Here is a 4,511-nt window from a genome sequence, read left to right as displayed (position 1 = left end):
GCGCCATGGTACCGCCGCCGTCGATTACTGCCTTCAAAAGGCTTTCAACAGACTCAGTTTTCAAATTATATTTTTGGGCGACAGTTGCTACATACTGCTCACCTTCTTTCGTTAACGCTTTCATAATAAGTAGTTTCTTTTCTGTATACGTCACAAAAACAATGCCATTCCCAGTTACTTAGCGTACTTCACGCAGTTGCAGCCAGCGTTTTTGCAGTTCCGACTGGTCGCGGAATGCGGTTTGTTCCCGGGCCAGCTCGCTTGCGTACTGCATCCGGTCGGCAGTGAGCGGGTGGGTACTTAGCAGCTCATTTGAAGCAGTACCTTCGGCGGCAGTATCCAAAATTTTGAACAAATCCACAAACCCTTTGAGGCTGATCCCCTGCGCCTGAAACACCTCCATTGCTTTCCGGTCGGCTTCACTTTCCAGCTCTCTTGAATAGGTAAGGTTGACCAGCATATTCGAATTTTCGGCCACCACAGCTATGATCCCGCTGACATCATTGAAAATCAGCGAAACGAAGAGGTACCCGCTCAAACTCCGGAATATACTTCTGAGTGAATGCTGGTAATGCACGTGGGAAACTTCGTGGGCGAGCAATGCAGCGAGTTCTTCTTTGGTTTTCATTTTTTGCAAAATGCCATCGAAAACAACAATATGCCCGCCAGGCAATGCAAATGCATTCAGTTCCTTTTCTTTTACAACCGAGATACGGATCGGGTATTTGGTTTTGAAATCAATGGCTTTGGCAAAATCATTGACCTTTAATGAAAGGCTGCTATCCACCTTGTATCCCGAAATTAGGTTGTCGTACAAAGCGTCCCCTAGCCTGACTTCGACCGGCTGAGGAATTTGTCCTGCCACCTTTTCGGCCGCAAATGGGAGAATAAAAAAGTAGGTGGCGGCCAGTAAGCCTGTTACAAGAACGATAAACCCAACAAGCGTCAGCGGACTCTTGAAGATATTGTCAGATATCCTCCTCTTGAAAAATACCCGGTTCGGATATTTTTGTTTCAGGATTTCAGGCAGATTTTCCGTCTTGCATTCAATGGTTTGCTGCGGATGTTCGCCGTACCTGAAAATGAATGTATTGGTAAATCCCTGCTCGGTAACAATGCCGGGCAACTCCCATCTTACGGTTTGAAAATCAGCATTTTGCTGCTTTGGAGTGATCAGCCAGTAACCGGGCATGAGTTCAAGAACTGCGTCGTGCGCGGCTACGCTTCTTCCATCGTTGTACCTGACGTCGATCGGCTGCATTTGGTTTGATTTTAAAACGCAATCAAAATCAATATCGAATATATCTGCCAATAAACAGATATACCGCAGGAAAATCATCCCGCGGTATACCAATATAACCTTATCCCAGTAAATGCTATAAGTCTGCTTTTGAGTCGCCGCTGATCCTGTCGAGCTCGATTTTGGCGGACAGATAATCGAAGACAGATTCGAGGTAATTGGCTTTTGCGGTCGTTAATGCAAATTCAGCATCCATTAATTCCAGCCTGGTCGCCACTCCTTTTTCGTAGCGGTATTTAGTGATCGAGTAGCTCAACTCGGCCGTTTGCGACACATTTTGTTGTGTTTTGATCCGCTCTGAAGTTTCCACCAAACTTGCCAGTACCTGTTTAATCTGCGTTTTCAGCTGCTCCTGCGCATTAGTATATACGATATCAGCCTGCTGCCGCTCGATCTTACCCAATGCGACGCGGTTTACGTTTTGGTTACCATTAAAAATCGGTATTGCAAATTGAATCCCGGCGAAGAAAACGGGCGGGTAACCTGCATTCCCGAAACGGAATTGGTTCGTTTGCGTCTGTAATTGGTACTGACTGATAAAACTCACCACCGGCAGCCGCGCCGATTTCGATAATTGTACCTCTTTGTCCGCGATTTCCTTATTCAGGTTCAACAGCTGCAAATCGGGCCGCTGCTGTACGGACAGGCGGTACGCACCCGTTTCGGAAGGAATGGAATCCGCCGGACTGAGCCGCAGCGAATCGGAAAGTACGTATTCGGTTTGCTGCGCGTCGCCAAGCAGGTAGCGGAGTTCCTGCTGGCTCACCTGCAATGCATAAGTAAGTCTCAGCACGTCCGGTTCCAGGTTTTTTACCAAAGTATAAGCCCGCAATGTATCCACGCGCAATGCTTTTCCCTGCGCGAGCAGGTAACGCGAGTCGGCAAGTGCTTTTTTGTTCCGCAAAATACTTTCCTGCTGCAATTTGAGACGCTCGTTCAAAACCAGCTGCCGCACATAATTCTGCTTTACGCTCGCAATTACATTCACTTCTCTGTCACGGTAGCTGAGCTGACTTTGTTTTTCAAAAAGCTTCCGGCGGGCAATCTCGTGCCGCGTTCCTGAATTGTAGATCGGCTGCACCAGCGAAACCTGTGCGCCAGCCACATCTTCTCCGCCAAAACGGGCATAATCAATGCGCTCGGAAGAAGCAGAGTTTCCATTCAGACCAAAAAATACGGGCCGCTGAAAGTAATGCTGGTACTGTCCGCTCAGACTGATATTCGGCAGCAGCAATCCCCGCGTAATCGCAGTTTGCTGTCTCGATTTGTTCACGCCCAGCGAGTCAATCCGTAGCTCGCGGTTGTGCGATTTGGCTTGCTCGATCGCTTCTTCCAACGAAATGGTCTGCTTTTGGGCTGCGAGGAAGAGCGGCAGGCTGGTCAGTGTCAGAGCCAGCAATGCGCGTTTCCAGTTATTTAAATGTTCACTTTTCATGATGTTGTTTGGTATGCTGCTGGGATCAATGCGCTTGTAAAGCCGATTCTCTCGCCAGCGTTTGCTGTCCTTCTTCGTGGCGTTTTTTATGCGGCCGGGACAGGTAAGAATAAATGGAAGGAATAACGTACAATGTGAGCACACCGGCGAAAATCAGCCCGCCGACTACGACGATACCGAGTGACTGGCGACTACCCGAAGCAGTACCCAGCGAAAGCGCAATCGGCAGTGTACCAAAGATCATCGCCAAAGTGGTCATCAAAATCGGACGGAAACGCGATACCGCGGCAATTTTGGCAGCTTCAAATGTAGAGGTACCTTCTTCCTTGCTCTGATTAGCAAATTCCACGATCAGGATACCGTTTTTGGTGATCAAACCAATGAGCATAATGATCCCGATCTGGCTGAAAATGTTGACCGTTTGCGCAGTAAACCACAAGCTCAGCAATGCACCCGTTAGCGCCATTGGAACTGTCAGCAGAATGATAAATGGATCTACCAGACTCTCAAACTGCGCCGCTAGCACGAGGTAAATGAGGATAATGGCGAAAATGAATGCGAAGATCAGACTTGAACTACTCTCCGAATAATCGCGGCTCTGGCCGGCCAATGCAGTTGTAAAACCTTTCGGCAGTTCTTTCGCCGAAATCTTATCCAGCTCCTTAATCGCTTCTCCCAAACTTACCCCATTTGCCGGCGTAGCCGAGATCGTGGCGCTGTAAGACTGGTTATATCTGTAAATCGCGGGAGGACTGATCCCTTCATTTTGTCTCGTCAAATTATCAAGCGAAACCATTTCACCGCTACCTGATTTGAGGTATAACGATTTCAGATCGTAAGGTGCAGAGCGGTCTTCTCGATCCAGCTGGCCGATTACTTCGTATTGACGGTCATTGTAAATGAAATAACCGTATCTCCGGCTGCTCAATGCGAGCTGCAAAGTCTGCCCGATATCCTGTGTCGAAATCCCGAGCTGGGCCGCGCGCTGCCTGTCAATGCTGATGCTGATTTCCGGTCGGTTGATCTTGAAATCGGCGTCGGCGAAAGTCAGTTTTTTGTTGCCTCCCACTTCGGTCATCAGTTTTGGCATTACGTCGATCAATGCTTTCAGGCTCGGCGCCTGCACTACGTATTGTACCGGCTGCGTATTTCCATAGCCACCGATTGTAGGTGTTTGCACAGGTATAATCAACACATTCCTGAATTGCTGCGAAGCGACAACCAGTTTTTGAAAGATCTGTGCCTGGGTCAGTCCGCTTTTCCGGTCTTTGGGTTCATTAAGGAAAATCCATTGAAAACCGCCATTCACAGGTTGCGCCAATGTTCCTCCCGCCGCAGCCACGGCTGTGTAAGTGCGCTGTGCATTCAAATCCGGAATGGAGTCGCTGATGTAATTCCCTATCGCTTTCATGCTTTGCTCCATACTTTCGTACGAAGTTCCCTCCGGCGCGATCACAGCGAGCCCGATCATCGATCTGTCTTCCAGTGGCGCCAATTCAGAAGGTAATTTTGGCGCCAGCCAGAATGCGACGCCAAATGAAACGAGCAGCAATACCACACCCAACCAGCGCACTTTCATGAATGCGGCAAGCGATCTTCCGTAAGCATTGTTCAGAGCCACAAACCAGCGTTCTGTTTTCCGGTAAAACCAACTTTGACCCGAATTGGATTTAAGTAAATACGCGCTCATCATTGGTGTTAAAGTCAAAGCGACGAATGCGGAAATGGTCACCGAACCTGCTACTACGATCGCAAATTCTTTGAAAAGCCGGCCGG

The 4,511-nt window shown here is 48.6% G+C and carries 3 protein-coding genes; all 3 read right to left on the bottom strand.

The features are described from left to right. Window positions 1–178: 178 nt before the first annotated feature. Window positions 179–1,261: a M48 family metallopeptidase gene (locus tag ACTIE6_RS13405; protein ID WP_439557120.1), complete on the bottom strand. Its 1,083-nt coding sequence runs from the start codon at window positions 1,259–1,261 to the stop codon at window positions 179–181. 115 nt (window positions 1,262–1,376) lie between these two features. Then, window positions 1,377–2,735 carry a TolC family protein gene (locus tag ACTIE6_RS13400; RefSeq protein ID WP_439557119.1) on the bottom strand — a complete coding sequence of 453 codons (1,359 nt, stop codon included), beginning with the start codon at window positions 2,733–2,735 and terminating at the stop codon, window positions 1,377–1,379. Window positions 2,736–2,760: 25 nt separating this feature from the next. After that, window positions 2,761–4,511: efflux RND transporter permease subunit (locus ACTIE6_RS13395; RefSeq protein ID WP_439557118.1), on the bottom strand; the 1,751-nt coding region annotated here is incomplete at its 5' end.

It is taken from the genome of Dyadobacter sp. (assembly GCF_051859145.1).
Classification (GTDB): Bacteria; Bacteroidota; Bacteroidia; order Cytophagales; family Spirosomataceae; genus Dyadobacter.
Note: the sequence above shows the minus strand (reverse complement) of the source record. Positions and strands in the feature narration are given on the sequence as shown.

What these genes read in the sequence shown, in the direction of transcription:
- ACTIE6_RS13405 (WP_439557120.1), bottom strand. Translation starts at nt 1,261, where the DNA reads ATGCAGCCGATCGACGTCAGGTACAACGATGGAAGAAGCGTAGCCGCG.
- ACTIE6_RS13400 (WP_439557119.1), bottom strand. Translation starts at nt 2,735, where the DNA reads ATGAAAAGTGAACATTTAAATAACTGGAAACGCGCATTGCTGGCTCTG.